Genomic DNA, 13721 nt, shown 5'->3' with positions numbered 1-13721 from the left:
AACCAATCAAGGTGTTATACAATGAAAAATGTTGTTCTGTATTTATGTTTTTTCCTGTTTTTTCCACTGAGCAGTTATGGCTGGCAAACTGCAGCAACCCAAATTTCATTCAATGATCTCCAGCGCCATCGTCAGTTAGATACCGTGATTTACTATCCAACGTCCGAGCAGGGTAAACCGAGTCTGCTGGGGAAAAATGCGGTGTTTCAGGGCACATCTGTTTTATTCAATGCGGCTCTTGCCAACGGACATTTCCCTTTAATCATTCTCAGTCATGGCAGCGGCGGCAACAATACCAGTTTGGCATGGTTGGCGGATAAGCTGGTACAACAAGGTATTGTGGTGGTCGCCAGTAATCATCCGGGCAGCACCACCGGTAACTCAATACCCGCGCAATCAGCTCAGCTGTGGCTACAAACTGAAGATATCTCTTTTGTCATCAGTAAATTACTTTCCGACCCACATTGGAAAACCGTTTTGGATAACCAACCTATTGGAGTGATCGGCCACTCAAAGGGAGGTTACAGCGCCATAGCAGCATTAGGTGCCACACTTTCACTACCAAGATTTGTTGCAGGTTGCCAGCAACAGCCAGCACAACCTAATTGCCAATTTTATACTCGTGCACGGGTGAAATTAGACTCACTGCCAGTCGAAAAATTTGAAGGGAATTATGCCGATAGACGCCTAGACTTTGCGATTGCACTGGATCCGGGCATGGTACCTTTTTACCAAAACAGTAGCCTGTCTCATTTGACCGCCCCACTGCTACTGATTAACGCCCACTATTTTATCTCGCCAGATGCTTCAGTGAATCTGGCTGGTACTAAATGGGTAAAACAACTCAATCAACCCAATATTACCGCGATAACCTTAGCCAACAGTGGCCATTTTGATTTCCTGCCAATATGCCAACCTGCCGCGGGCACTATTCTGGCCGCTGAGGGGGAAAACTTTATCTGTGCGACTCCGGCCATTGAGAGAGAACAATTACATCAGCAAATAACGCAACAGATAATCAATTACCTTCATCAACAACATATTCTGCACTGAGACGGGGTAAGGGAAACTAAATACCAGAGTCGCAGAGGAACAGAGCACAGGCAAGTCAGACACCACACAATGTCATCACACTAAAAATGAGTTCAAACAGATAACAATTGATCATGCTGATTAGTCTATAAAAAAGACACCCGGAATTAACCGGGTGTCTGTCATTGGCTAGATTGTGCGGTGCTCAGCACCCCGCATTCTGACATCATTATGCAGCTGGTGCAGTTGCTGATTTTTTAGCGGCTTTATGGTGTTTTTTAGCTGCTTGTGCTTTTTGAGTAGGCGCTTTTTTCTCGTGTTTTTTAGCTGCCTGTGCTTTTTGAGCAGGGGCTTTTTTCTCGTGTTTTTTGGCAGCTTGTGCTTTTTGTTCTGTGGTTTGTTTAGTGGCTTTATGTTTTTTATGATGAGTTGCTTTAGCTGGTGCAGCTTTTTCTGCAGCAGGCGCGGCAACAGTGCTGGTTGCAGCTGGTGCTGCTGTTGCAGCCGCAGTAGTTTCAGCAGCGAAAGCAACAGAAGACAGACCCATGGTTGCAGCAACGATCAGCGCTAATACTTTTTTCATTTTAAAATCCTCAGAGTTTATTTCGCTAAGCCCCCGGTGGGGCCGTTGGAAGAATCATAGAGGAATGAAATTTTCCTTTCCGTGAGTCATTGGTTTCGTTGAGTAACCAAATGTACAAAGCCATCGTGATTGTTATTTCCACTATTTTGATGACAATTGCGGTTACTATTCGCCCTGCTGTGGGGACATCATGGTATTCGTGTTTGCTAATGCGAGCGGTATGTTTAATTGGGGAATGATTGCCGTCATGAGTATGATATTGGGAACCGCACTGCCGATCATAATAGTGGCGACACTGGTTTATCATGCCCGTGAAATACTGGTTAGCATGAATTGCCGAATACTCAGCGGACAATTAATTCATACGGCACGTATTGCTATGCTCATTGGTGTATTGCTATTGATTCTATTCGGTTTGGTACCGTTTAACTCCATCATTCCAATCAGTACACATGGCGATTTTATTGCCGCTGGCTGCTAAGTCCCTGATTCAGATTACTCCTGAAGCCAATTGACACGAGCCCTGATGGTCTATGCTTAGTGTTCATTAAGCAAAATGGAGCGTCAAATGTTCAAGAAATCAGAAAAAGTGGAAAGAGATCTCGATCAGGATGTGACTCTTCTGGCAGATACCCTTGACGATGTCTTGCGCTCATCAGGTGAGAAAACAAAAGAGGAACTCGCCAAGGTGCGCCAAAATGCCGAGGGAGTATTACGCGATGCTCGAGCACGTTTCAGCGGCTCAACCAGCTTGAAACAGCATGCACGCGACGTCGCTGGCAATGCCGATAACTACGTACATGATAAACCATGGCAAGGTGTTGGTATTGGTGCGGCGATAGGTCTCGTACTGGGTGTGCTATTAACACGCCGCTGATATCCCTCTGATTACCGATAATCCCTCCTCATTGCTGTGTCTACGGCCGTATTTATAGGTTTTTTTATCGGAGGCCCGGGTGATCTTCACCACGGGCCAGCACCTATAATTGCTTAGAGGAAGACAAGATTACTTCAGCGAGTCGTGCCACCAACCGATTCAGGGTATGAGCCTTTCTGCCCTTAGCGACTTTGGTTTCCAACACCCAATCTGATACCGCTGCAATAGTAAGCCCCTGACTTTGCGTCTATGCAGCAACATCGCTATCGATAAAGCGTCGATCCAACTAGGCCAGCAACTGAATTCCTCCTGCCTGTTGTTCAACCATTACTACTAGTGGGTCTCCGGACAGCACTTTCAATGCCTTAAAAATGCATTTTACTGATGTTGAAATTTCCGATTTAACTTTTGCTATCAGTATTAAGAATGCATTTAACCGACTACCGTTAGCTTGCGCTAATAAACATTTCTTCCACAGGCTATTCACCTCAGAAATATTTTCATCCTGCTTATCATTAGTCAAAGCAGCTGCCAGCCCCGTGCTGACGGTCTTGTCTCTATTATGTGCATAAATTACCCACAAATAACTACATGTAGTGTGGTTGAATTATTTAAACACTAGATATAGTATTTGATTTATCACTTACGAGAATGAAACCGTAGCTGATAATCAGAGGTAGGTCGCCAACAGACGCCATTCCCAACAGATCTCAAGTTGGAACGGCAACGAAATAAACCCAAGGAGTTGGGTGAGTGAGAGCAGCCAACAACCCTGTGTTTTGCAATACGACAGGGACAACCTGCTAAGCCCGCCTTTCCTTAAGATAAAAGGTAAATGCGAATCATGAGCATTATTATTTACAGTAAACCTGATTGTGTCCAGTGCAATGCCACTTACCGTGCATTGGATAAACAAGGGATTTCTTATCAGGTGATTGATTTAACTGAAGATTTACAGGCTTTGCATCATGTTAAATCTCTTGGTTATCAGCAGGTTCCGGTCATTATTGCCGGGGAAGAACATTGGTCTGGCTTTCGCCCTGACAAAATCAGTGCACTGGTTCAGGCCGTCGGTGCTTGATGAGGGCAATCAAATGAATCCGCTGGTGTATTTCTCCAGTTCATCAGAAAACACGCACCGTTTTGTCGGGAGGCTGGAACTCCCGGCAATCCGAATTCCCATTGCCGGTGCGCGAGAAAAACTACGGATTGAACAGCCCTATATTTTGCTCGTACCCAGTTATGGTGGGGGCAGCCCAGTTGGTGCGGTGCCCATTCAGGTGATTAGATTCCTGAATGATCCCCACAACCGTTCATTAATTCGCGGTGTGATTGCTGCGGGTAACACTAATTTTGGCGACGCCTACTGTCTGGCGGGGAAGATTATTTCCCAAAAATGCCAGGTTCCATATCTGTATCGCTTTGAACTACTGGGTACAGCAGAAGATGTGGCAAATGTGCGCAAGGGAGTAACTGAATTTTGGCAACGACAACAGTGAAAATTACCGATCCATCCAGCAGTGAACTTGACTACCACTCACTGAATGCGATGTTGAACCTCTATGATGCCGACGGACGTATCCAGTTTGATAAAGACCGTCTGGCTGCCCGGCAATATTTCTTGCAGCACGTTAATCAAAACACCGTGTTCTTCCATAATTTGCAGGAAAAACTCGATTATCTGGTTGAAGAAGGATATTACGAGAAAGAGGTGCTGGAGAGGTATAATTTCAGCTTTATCAAAAGCTTATTTCAGCAAGCTTATAGCAAAAAATTTCGCTTCCCGACTTTCCTTGGCGCATTTAAGTATTACACCAGCTATACCCTGAAAACCTTTGATGGCAAACGCTATTTGGAACGCTATGAAGATCGCGTTTGCATGGTTGCCTTGACGCTGGCGGCGGGCAACCCGCAAGTCGCAAGGGATTTGGTCGAAGAGATGACCTCTGGCCGCTTCCAACCCGCCACGCCAACATTCCTCAATTGCGGCAAAAATCAGCGCGGCGAGCTGGTTTCCTGCTTCCTGCTGCGCATGGAAGACAATATGGAGTCAATTGGCCGTTCGATTAACTCGGCGCTACAACTTTCTAAACGTGGCGGCGGTGTGGCTTTCCTACTGAGCAATATTCGAGAAGTTGGCGCTCCCATAAAACGCATTGAAAATCAGTCTTCTGGCGTTATTCCTATCATGAAAATGCTGGAGGATGCTTTCTCTTATGCTAATCAGTTAGGCGCGCGCCAAGGGGCTGGTGCGGTATATCTTCACGCCCATCATCCGGATATTTTACGTTTTCTCGATACCAAACGAGAGAATGCCGACGAAAAGATCCGCATTAAAACCCTGTCGCTGGGGGTCGTTATTCCGGATATCACCTTTGAACTGGCGAAAAATAACGAGGAGATGTACCTATTCTCTCCTTATGATGTCGAGCTGGTTTATGGCGTGCCGATGTCAGAAATCAGCATCAGTGAAAAATACCGCGAAATGGTTGATGACAAACGCATACGTAAAAGCAAAATCAAAGCGCGTGAGTTCTTCCAGATTCTGGCAGAGATCCAGTTTGAATCCGGCTATCCCTATATGATGTTTGAGGATACGGTCAATCGTGCTAATCCGATTAAAGGCCGGATCAACATGAGCAATTTGTGCTCAGAAATCTTGCAGGTTAATTCACCAACCGAATACAACGATGACCTTAGTTATCACCATATTGGCAAGGATATCTCCTGTAACCTTGGTTCGCTGAATATCGCCCACACCATGGATTCACCTGACTTTGGCAAATCAATTGAAACCGCCATTCGTGGGTTGACCGCAGTCTCAGATATGAGCAACATTCGCTCGGTGCCCTCCATTGAAAAAGGTAACCAGGAGTCTCATGCCATTGGTTTGGGGCAGATGAATCTGCACGGTTATCTGGCGCGTGAACGTATTTTTTACGGCTCAGAAGAGGCACTGGACTTTACCAATATCTATTTTTACACCGTGGTATATCACGCGATCCGCGCATCCAATCTATTGGCAATAGAGCGAGGCAGCCACTTTAAAGGCTTCGACGAATCAGATTATGCTTCTGGCCGTTATTTTACTAAGTATGTGGAACAGAGTTGGCAACCTAAAACCGCCAAAGTACAGGCACTGTTTGCCAAGTCTGGCATTGCCATTCCAAATCAGCAGGACTGGGAAAAGTTACGCAACTCAGTGATGGAGCACGGTATTTATAATCAGAACTTGCAAGCCATACCGCCGACCGGTTCTATCTCATATATCAATCATTCGACATCAAGTATCCACCCGATTGTCTCGCCGATTGAGATCCGCAAAGAAGGCAAAATTGGCCGCGTATATTATCCCGCACCTTATATGACCAACGAGAATCTTGAATATTACCAAGATGCTTATCAGATAGGTCCGGAGAAAATCATCGATACCTATGCTGAGGCCACCCAACATGTTGACCAAGGGTTATCACTGACGCTGTTTTTCCGCGATACCGCCACTACCCGCGATATCAATAAAGCGCAGATATATGCCTGGCAGAAAGGGATTAAAACTATTTATTACATTCGACTACGTCAGATGGCGCTTGAAGGCACCGAAGTTGAAGGTTGTGTTTCCTGCTCGCTGTAATGCGCGGTACTGAATAAGCAGAATCGGATTAATAGGGAATTATCTATGAATACAGTAAAACTGATAACACCGGTCAGTGCCATCAATTGGAATAAAATTGAAGACGATAAAGATCTGGAAGTATGGAACCGTCTGACGGCAAACTTTTGGTTACCGGAAAAAGTCCCGCTATCAAATGATATTCCCTCTTGGGCCACACTGGCCCCCAATGAGCAACAACTGACCATTCGAGTTTTTACCGGCCTGACACTGCTGGATACTATTCAAAATACTCTGGGGGCACCGGCGTTGATTAAAGATGCCATCACCCCCCATGAAGAAGCCGTTTTTTCAAATATCAGCTTTATGGAGGCAGTCCACGCCCGCTCTTATAGCTCTATTTTTTCTACACTTTGCATGACATCTGATGTGGATGATGCCTATCGTTGGAGTGAGGAGAATGGCCCGCTACAAAAGAAAGCCGATATTATCCTTCAGCATTATCATAATGACGACCCACTGAAGAAAAAGATTGCCAGTGTATTTTTGGAGTCATTCCTATTCTATTCTGGATTCTATTTGCCGATGTATTGGTCAAGTCGGGCCAAATTAACCAATACAGCTGACCTTATTAGGCTGATCATCCGCGATGAGGCGGTACATGGGTATTACATTGGTTACAAATTCCAGAAAGGATTAGAGAGAGTTGATAATAACCGACGTCAAGAAATAAAGAATTTTGCTTTCGACTTGCTGCAAGACTTATATGACAATGAAGTCCGCTATACAGAAGATCTTTATGATGACGTCGGTTGGACAGAAGATGTCAAAAAATTTCTGCATTATAATGCAAATAAAGCATTAATGAATTTAGGTTATGAGGCATTGTTCCCGGCAAGCCAGGCGGCCGTCAGCCCGGCTATTTTGGCGGCATTATCGCCAAATGCTGATGAAAACCACGATTTCTTCTCCGGCTCAGGTTCATCTTATGTGATCGGTAAAGCAGTCAGTACTGAAGACGAAGACTGGAATTTTTAAGCTTTCTCAACCTTCTTTTGATTCCCCTTATTGTCACTTAAAAAAGGGGCATGCCACACTGATGGGCGGCAGCCGTGGCTTGCCCATTTTTTTCCCATCATATTCCTGCAGTGATAACGTAAAAATCCCCCTCCAACTCCACCTCTGTTTCGTCACTTCAACAGGTCAATTTCATACCAAAATTTGAAACTATTACTTGGCTACTCATTTGGCCGCAGGCTAGAGCATTAGGGGGATTCGGCAGCGCTGCATTGTTCATTTCAGGCTGATTAACCGCATTTGATTTGGTCGTTAATCAGACAAAGATATTGGGTGAATATAATCGATAATAATATAGTGAATGCATTAAAGATATATGTGCAATATTTACACCATTCAGTCAATAATTAGACGCCGATCACAACAGCAATATTACGCCATGCCTCAATGAGGAAAAACCACAATATTAACATAAGTAAATTAACCATTTAAAAAGATATATATTGAGATGAGGACTATTGAAATTTTGATTATAGGAATATTGAGGGTTGTCTCAGATTCTCACTGTGTTAGGGTATATGGCGCTCTATTTTTTCATCAGGATAATATTGATCGAATAAAAATAATTTAAAATTGACAGAGGAATACACCAGCTGCATGGCAATTAAACTCGAAGTAAAAAACCTATATAAGATATTTGGTGAGCATCCCGAACGCGCTTTTAAACTGCTTGAATCAGGTAAAAATAAAGAGCAGATATTTGCCAAAACCGGTTTGTCCGTTGGCGTTAAAGATGCCAATCTGGCCATTGAAGAAGGCGAGATATTCGTCATCATGGGGTTATCCGGTTCCGGTAAATCCACCCTGGTACGCCTTCTCAATCGTCTGATAGAACCCACCCGTGGCGAAGTACTGATCGACGGCGAAGATATTGCCAAGATATCTGATAGTGCCCTGCGCACCGTGCGCCGTAACAAGATTAGTATGGTCTTCCAATCCTTTGCATTAATGCCCCATTTGAATGTGCTCGACAACACCGCATTCGGCATGGAGCTCGCCGGCGTCCCACAACAAGAACGCCATGAAAAAGCACTGGAAGCATTACGTCAGGTGAGTCTGGAAAGTTACGCACAGTCCTATCCCGATGAGCTTTCCGGCGGGATGCGTCAGCGTGTTGGGCTTGCCCGTGCGATGGCAAATAATCCCGATATCTTATTGATGGATGAGGCTTTCTCGGCTCTCGACCCATTAATCCGAACCGAAATGCAAGATGAGTTGGTCAAATTACAGGCCAAACATCAACGCACCATTGTCTTTATCTCTCATGATCTGGATGAAGCGATGCGTATTGGCGATCGCATCGCCATTATGCAGGGCGGCGAAGTCGTTCAAGTCGGCACACCGGATGAGATACTGAATAATCCGGCCAATGACTATGTTCGCACCTTCTTCCGTGGTGTCGATATCAGTCATGTGTTCAGTGCCAAAGATATCGCGCGCCGTCGCCCGGTATCTTTGATCCGTAAAACCCCGGGTTTCGGCCCTCGTTCAGCGTTAAAACTGCTTCAGGATGAAGATCGCGATTACGGCTATGTGCTGGAACGCGGGCAGAAGTTTATTGGCGTGGTATCGATAGACTCACTGAAAAAAGCCTTAGCTGAGAACCAATCACTGGATAGTGCCTTGCTGGCTGATCCGGCCCCGGTTCCCGCTGATATGCCTCTTAGTGAGTTGATTTCACTGGTTGCACAGGCGCCGTGCGCGGTTCCTGTGGTCGGTGAAGATAACAGTTATATCGGTATTATTTCCAAAGCCATGCTGCTGCAGGCCCTAGATAAGGAGACGCCAAATGAGTGATCAAATCCAGGTTAACGATCAAACCGTCAGTAACCCGTGGGCAACGGATGCTGCAGCATCCGCCGCTCCTGCCACAACAGATGCCCCTCAGAGCTTGTCAGCCGCTGCTGACCCTTGGGGAGCCAGCATGGCCGAAGGTAGCCATGCCGCAGGGAGTACCAGCCATGAGGTTGCCACTCAGGCCGCACAGAGCCAAGTCGCAAATACTGACTGGCTCAACAGCGCTCCTGCCGCCGCACCCGAACACTTCAGCTTGATGGACCCCTTCCATACCACTTGGTTGCCGCTGGATTCATGGGTCACCCACGGCATTGATTGGGTTGTGCTGCATTTTCGCCCGCTGTTCCAGGGTATTCGTGTACCGGTTGATTTTATTCTTAGCGGCTTCCAACACTTGTTGTTGGGCATGCCAGCGCCAATTGCTATTTTAGTTTTCGCTTTGATCGCCTGGCAGTTCTCTACCTTGGGAATGGGAGTCGCAACCTTGGTATCACTGGTGGCTATCGGCGCTATTGGTGCCTGGTCGCAAGCCATGGTGACACTGGCGTTAGTTCTGACTTCGCTGTTCTTCTGTATCCTTATCGGACTACCGCTCGGGATATGGTTAGCACGCAGTAATAATGCCGCTCGTATCATTCGCCCTTTATTGGATGCCATGCAAACCACACCAGCGTTCGTCTATCTGGTGCCTATCGTCATGTTATTTGGTATCGGTAATGTCCCCGGTGTGGTGGTGACGATTATCTTTGCTCTGCCACCTATTGTCCGCCTGACCATTCTCGGCATTAAGCAAGTGCCGGAAGATCTGATTGAAGCAGCAGAATCCTTTGGGGCAAATCCACGCCAATTGCTGTTCAAAGTACAGTTACCACTGGCAATGCCCACCATCATGGCGGGTGTCAACCAAACCTTGATGCTGGCACTGTCGATGGTGGTTATCGCCTCAATGATTGCCGTAGGAGGCTTAGGCCAAATGGTACTGCGTGGGATTGGCCGACTCGATATGGGGTTAGCCGCGGTGGGTGGTATGGGTATCGTAATTCTGGCGATTATTCTTGACCGTCTGACCCAATCATTAGGCCGCGATCGCCGCAGTAAAGGTGTCAGCCACTGGTATGCCACCGGCCCAATTGGGCTGCTGACTAAACCATTCCGTAGCACTAAGTAATTTCAGCTCATTACACTCAATACTATACCCAAAGTCATTGGCGCTGCGGCAAGGCTGCAAGTGAGCAAATCCCGCTGAGCTTACATGAGTAAGTGATTCGGGTGCGCGAGCGCCGCTAACACAGCAGCAGCGTCAAGGACGCAGGGGATAAAAGGAAAAACTATGCGCACGACAAGAGTCTGGGCCCTGGCCCTCACCACACTGATCAGCACTCAGTTATCCGCAGCAGAGTTACCTGGCAAAGGCATTACGGTCTTGCCTCTGCAAAGTACCATTTCGGAAGAGACCTTCCAGACCTCACTGGTGAATAAAGCGCTGGAAAAGCTCGGTTATGATGTCCAGCCGACCAAAGAAGTTGATTACAATGTTGCCTATTCTTCCATTGCCGCAGGTGATGCCACTTTCTTGGCTGTCAACTGGGTGCCACTGCATAACGACCAATATGCCGCGGCCGGTGGTGATGCCAAATTCTACCGTCAGGGTAACTTCATTGAAGGCTTGGCGCAGGGTTATTTGATCGACAAAAAAACCGCCGATAAATACCACATCACCAATATTGAGCAGCTAAAAGATCCAAAAATCGCCAAGTTGTTTGATGCCAATAATGATGGCAAAGCCGATCTTACCGGCTGTAACCCAGGCTGGGGTTGTGAAGCACCGATCAATCATCAAATCCAGGCTTATGGTTTGAGCGATACCGTGACCCACAATCAGGGTAACTATGCCGCCATGATTGCCGATACCATCACCCGTTACAAAGAAGGCAAACCGATTCTGTACTACACTTGGACGCCATATTGGGTCAGTGATGTCTTGGTGCCGGGGCGTGATGTTGTATGGTTACAGGTGCCATTCTCATCCTTACCAGATAAAACTATCGATACCCAGCTTTCTAACGGCGCGAACTATGGTTTCCCACCCAGTGTGATGCACATTGTGGCGAACAAAAAGTGGGCTGAAGCCAACCCTGCCGCCGCTAAACTGTTCTCCATCATGAAATTATCCATTAATGATGTGAATGCTCAGAATATGCGGATGCATGCTGGTGAATCGTCAGATGCCGATATTGAACGTCATGTGAATGGTTGGATTCAAGCGCATCAGGCCACCTTTGATGGTTGGGTGAAAACCGCCGCCGAAGCCGGAAACACTAAGGCTGCGCAGTAAAACCGCTTCAACAGATACCCACGGGTATCTGTTTTTCTTATCTGCCCGGCGATCCCTCAAACGGGTTTTTCGGGAATGTATTTGCGGGAACCTAAATGCAACGAAGCCCTGAGTTATTGCTAACTCAGGGCTTCTGAATGTTGGCGGTGCGGACGGGACTCGAACCCGCGACCCCCGGCGTGACAGGCCGGTATTCTAACCGACTGAACTACCGCACCACGCTGCTGTTCCGGTTAAGAACGAATCGAATATTACGTATGGAACACGATCTCGTCAACACTTTTTCTAGTAAAATAAGCCGGTTGCACAGTTTTTCGACTGAATATCACTTTATTCTGCGTTAGCGCTCTCTTCTGGCTCCAACGGCATTCGCCACAAGCAACTGCCGCCCTTTTTCATGACCAAGTCCAGGCGTGAATTATGGGCTTCTAGCTCTTCATCAGCCGCATAAATAATTTTCAATCCAGAGGCTGGGCGGATAATGCGCTGAATATCTTCTGAAGAGTCATTCTGCGACTGGTCACCTTCCATTGAGAAAGAAAGTGAAGTTTGACCGCCAGTCATCGCCAGATAAACTTCAGCCAGAATTTCGGCATCGAGTAACGCGCCGTGCAATGTTCGTTTGGTGTTGTCTATCTGGTAGCGATCACACAGCGCATCGAGGTTATTTCGCTTGCCGGGGAACAGGCGGCGGGCCAGTAACAGGCTATCGGTGATGGTACAGAAGGTTTCCGTTTTTGGAATATCCTGCTGCAACATACGGAATTCGTAATCCATAAAGCCGATATCGAACGCCGCGTTATGGATGACTAACTCAGCACCGCGGATAAATTCGAGAAATTCAGGAGTAATATCCGCAAAAGTCGGCTTATCTGCCAGAAACTCATCACTGATACCGTGAACACCATAAGCTTCTGGATCCACCAGACGATCAGGTTTCACATAGACATGAAAATTTCTGCCCGTCAGGCGACGGTTGATCACTTCAACCGCGCCGATCTCAATAATTTTATGGCCTTCGTAATGAACGCCAAGTTTATTCATACCGGTGGTTTCAGTATCCAGAACAATCTGTCTGGTCGGTGTAACTTGCATATTGCCAGTGCTCATAGCGCTCGTTTATGTCAGACTTAACGTTTAAACAGATAGGATGAGTCTACCAGAGATGACTAAGCAGGTAGAAATTTTCACCGACGGATCTTGCCTTGGCAATCCGGGGCCCGGTGGTTATGGCGCAATTTTGCGTTACAAACAGCATGAAAAAACTTTTAGTGCGGGCTATTTTCTCACCACTAACAACCGCATGGAGTTGATGGCAGCCATTGTGGCGCTGGAAGCCTTAACCTCTCCTTGTAAAGTGACACTCAGCACCGACAGCCAATATGTTCGTCAAGGTATCACCCAGTGGATTCACAATTGGAAAAAGCGTGGCTGGAAAACAACTGACCGCAAACCGGTGCGGAATGTCGACTTATGGCAGCGGCTGGATCTAGCCATCCAAACCCATACAGTGCAATGGGAATGGGTAAAAGGTCATGCGGGTCATCCAGAGAATGAACGTTGTGATGAATTGGCCCGTCAAGGCGCAAATTCACCGACACTAGAAGATAGCGGCTATAACCCTGATTAATCCTTCCTCCGTCTTTGACGTTGGATAAGACTCTATATTTGATGTTGCGGGCAGTTCAGGGTTGATCACGATAACTTTTAGTTGCTCCCACAGCCCGGCTAAACCACGGTTTACGCGCACCAAATTTCATCGGATTGAACGTTAACGGGATGGTGCGCTTACGGGCAACAATCAGGCTGACACACCCCAATGCAGGCAAATGGGTGCTGATAAAGCGCCCACCTTCTTTGTGCCACGGCAGCACGTGAAAGCGTGATAAATACAAAACCTCATAATTCAATAAACTTAGCCAATCTAACAAACGCATCTGGGTAAACATTCGGCTAACGTAGGGCTGCCGCTGACGGAGTAATGGCACCAACTTCCCTGCCCCTAATAAACTCAGTGGGTTAAAGTTACTAATAACCAGCCAGCCATCATCAATCAGGACGCGATCCACCTCACGTAAAATGCGGTGCGGGTCAGAGGCGTAGGCTAAAGTATGAGATAACAAACAAGCATCTACTGACTTTTCAGCAAAAGGTAATTGGTACGGGCTGGCAAGCACTTGCATATTTTTGCCTTGCTCGCCCACATTAACCTGATGGGAGATCGCACATTTATCACTGGCGATTTCCGCGCTTAAATGGCCTATTTTCAATAAGTGGAAACCAAAGAATTTCGGCCACCAAGGTTGCAATTGCTGCTCAATTGCTGCGCGATAATACTCACCCCAAGGTAACTCAGCCCAGGATGCGGGCGCATCTATCTTTTGGTGTGTCTGTGCTGGTTTCATGTTTT

Annotated in this window: 14 protein-coding genes, 1 tRNA gene and 1 pseudogene; 12 read left to right on the top strand and 4 right to left on the bottom strand. The window is 46.8% G+C overall.

What is annotated here, in order from left to right:
* Window positions 1–21: 21 nt before the first annotated feature.
* A complete protein-coding gene (locus tag DJ58_RS12085; protein WP_115155716.1) occupies window positions 22–1053 on the top strand; it encodes an alpha/beta hydrolase family protein in 1032 nt (343 codons plus the stop codon).
* 208 nt (window positions 1054–1261) lie between these two features.
* Here the strand turns inward: DJ58_RS12085 and asr are convergent, their stop codons facing one another.
* Window positions 1262–1615 (bottom strand): acid resistance repetitive basic protein Asr, encoded by a 354-nt coding sequence (asr, locus tag DJ58_RS12090; protein WP_004711614.1) that lies wholly within the window; start codon window positions 1613–1615, stop codon window positions 1262–1264.
* 190 nt (window positions 1616–1805) lie between these two features.
* On the opposite strand from asr, the gene DJ58_RS0121785 reads away from it, so the two are divergent.
* The 10 genes and pseudogenes from DJ58_RS0121785 to proX all read left to right on the top strand — a co-directional run bounded on the left by DJ58_RS0121785 (window position 1806) and on the right by proX (window position 11311).
* Complete coding sequence (locus DJ58_RS0121785) at window positions 1806–2096, top strand: hypothetical protein (RefSeq protein WP_050300835.1); 291 nt, start codon at window positions 1806–1808, stop codon at window positions 2094–2096.
* 87 nt (window positions 2097–2183) lie between these two features.
* A complete protein-coding gene (locus DJ58_RS12095) occupies window positions 2184–2492 on the top strand; it encodes an ElaB/YgaM/YqjD family protein (protein WP_032911700.1) in 309 nt (102 codons plus the stop codon).
* A gap of 326 nt (window positions 2493–2818) precedes the next feature.
* Window positions 2819–2944: pseudogene (locus tag DJ58_RS24040) on the top strand (carboxymuconolactone decarboxylase family protein); the annotation flags it as partial.
* Between the two features lie 392 nt (window positions 2945–3336).
* On the top strand, window positions 3337–3573 hold the full coding sequence (nrdH, locus tag DJ58_RS12100; RefSeq protein ID WP_004711621.1) for a glutaredoxin-like protein NrdH: 237 nt from the start codon (window positions 3337–3339) through the stop codon (window positions 3571–3573).
* 13 nt (window positions 3574–3586) lie between these two features.
* Window positions 3587–3991, top strand: coding sequence for a class Ib ribonucleoside-diphosphate reductase assembly flavoprotein NrdI (gene nrdI, locus DJ58_RS12105; protein WP_004711624.1), 405 nt, complete (start codon window positions 3587–3589; stop codon window positions 3989–3991).
* On the top strand, window positions 3973–6123 hold the full coding sequence (gene nrdE, locus DJ58_RS12110) for a class 1b ribonucleoside-diphosphate reductase subunit alpha (protein WP_161598515.1): 2151 nt from the start codon (window positions 3973–3975) through the stop codon (window positions 6121–6123). The genes nrdI and nrdE overlap by 19 nt, the downstream gene beginning before the upstream one ends.
* A gap of 45 nt (window positions 6124–6168) precedes the next feature.
* The gene (gene nrdF, locus DJ58_RS12115) at window positions 6169–7140 is read left to right on the top strand and encodes a class 1b ribonucleoside-diphosphate reductase subunit beta (RefSeq protein ID WP_004711628.1); all 972 of its coding nucleotides are present in this window, start codon (window positions 6169–6171) and stop codon (window positions 7138–7140) included.
* 636 nt (window positions 7141–7776) lie between these two features.
* Complete coding sequence (gene proV / locus DJ58_RS12120) at window positions 7777–8976, top strand: glycine betaine/L-proline ABC transporter ATP-binding protein ProV (protein WP_004711630.1); 1200 nt, start codon at window positions 7777–7779, stop codon at window positions 8974–8976.
* Window positions 8969–10144 (top strand): glycine betaine/L-proline ABC transporter permease ProW, encoded by a 1176-nt coding sequence (proW, locus tag DJ58_RS12125; protein ID WP_032911702.1) that lies wholly within the window; start codon window positions 8969–8971, stop codon window positions 10142–10144. The genes proV and proW overlap by 8 nt, the downstream gene beginning before the upstream one ends.
* Window positions 10145–10306: 162 nt before the next feature.
* Window positions 10307–11311: a glycine betaine/L-proline ABC transporter substrate-binding protein ProX gene (proX, locus tag DJ58_RS12130; RefSeq protein ID WP_004711632.1), complete on the top strand. Its 1005-nt coding sequence runs from the start codon at window positions 10307–10309 to the stop codon at window positions 11309–11311.
* 141 nt (window positions 11312–11452) lie between these two features.
* Here proX and DJ58_RS12135 read toward each other — a convergent pair.
* Together DJ58_RS12135 and dnaQ are read right to left on the bottom strand one after the other, a co-directional pair.
* Window positions 11453–11529, bottom strand: a tRNA-Asp gene (locus tag DJ58_RS12135).
* A gap of 112 nt (window positions 11530–11641) precedes the next feature.
* Window positions 11642–12406 (bottom strand): DNA polymerase III subunit epsilon, encoded by a 765-nt coding sequence (gene dnaQ / locus DJ58_RS12140; RefSeq protein WP_032911721.1) that lies wholly within the window; start codon window positions 12404–12406, stop codon window positions 11642–11644.
* A 70-nt stretch (window positions 12407–12476) separates the two neighbouring features.
* On the opposite strand from dnaQ, the gene rnhA reads away from it, so the two are divergent.
* Window positions 12477–12941 (top strand): ribonuclease HI, encoded by a 465-nt coding sequence (gene rnhA / locus DJ58_RS12145; protein ID WP_032911703.1) that lies wholly within the window; start codon window positions 12477–12479, stop codon window positions 12939–12941.
* Window positions 12942–12996: 55 nt separating this feature from the next.
* Here rnhA and DJ58_RS12150 read toward each other — a convergent pair whose 3' ends face one another.
* Complete coding sequence (locus DJ58_RS12150) at window positions 12997–13716, bottom strand: class I SAM-dependent methyltransferase (RefSeq protein WP_004711638.1); 720 nt, start codon at window positions 13714–13716, stop codon at window positions 12997–12999.
* Between the last annotated feature and the right edge of the window lie 5 nt (window positions 13717–13721).

The organism is Yersinia frederiksenii ATCC 33641 (genome assembly GCF_000754805.1).
In the GTDB taxonomy this organism is placed as follows: Bacteria; Pseudomonadota; Gammaproteobacteria; order Enterobacterales; family Enterobacteriaceae; genus Yersinia; species Yersinia frederiksenii.
The sequence above is the reverse complement of the archived record's forward strand: the minus strand, read 5'-3'. Positions and strand labels throughout refer to the sequence as shown.